The 449-nt window shown below is 28.3% G+C and carries 1 pseudogene; it reads right to left on the reverse strand.

Annotation, left to right across the window (positions count from 1 at the left end):
* Positions 1-225: 225 nt before the first annotated feature.
* Positions 226-318: pseudogene (locus MiAbW_RS19300) on the reverse strand (DUF2887 domain-containing protein); the annotation flags it as partial.
* Positions 319-449 lie beyond the last annotated feature (131 nt).

A 449-nucleotide genomic window follows, 5' to 3' on the forward strand; every position in this document is an offset into this window, starting at 1 on the left:
GAGAATTTATTCTCAATTATAAAAATTGAGATAGTTTGTGCCGCTTAAATAAAGAGGTTTTGATAACCAAATTAAAGCATATCTAAAGAGTTTTGAGTTAAAAGTTAAACTTCAAGTTTTCATTCAGAACGAATGTACTGGTTAACTAATTTTCCCAAAAAAATTAGTTAACCCATCATTATAACATATAATTAATTTGCAAGAGTTCTATTAACCAGGTTTAGTATTATTGGCTTCGGTGATAGGGAGTTGAATTAATTCAAAGAAGATAGAGGGGAAAGATTGAAAGAGTTGATCAAAAATCCTGTCAGTTTTCATGCTTTTATAGTCATTTCAAATAAGTATGATACAAGTAAAAAATAGGTTAAAATAAGGAAAAACAAGCAACCCATACAGAAAAATGTCCTATAGCCTAGACTTGAGAAAAAAAGTAATTGATTATGTAGAGA

Source organism: Microcystis aeruginosa NIES-4325, assembly GCF_008974145.1.
In the GTDB taxonomy this organism is placed as follows: Bacteria; Cyanobacteriota; Cyanobacteriia; order Cyanobacteriales; family Microcystaceae; genus Microcystis; species Microcystis aeruginosa_G.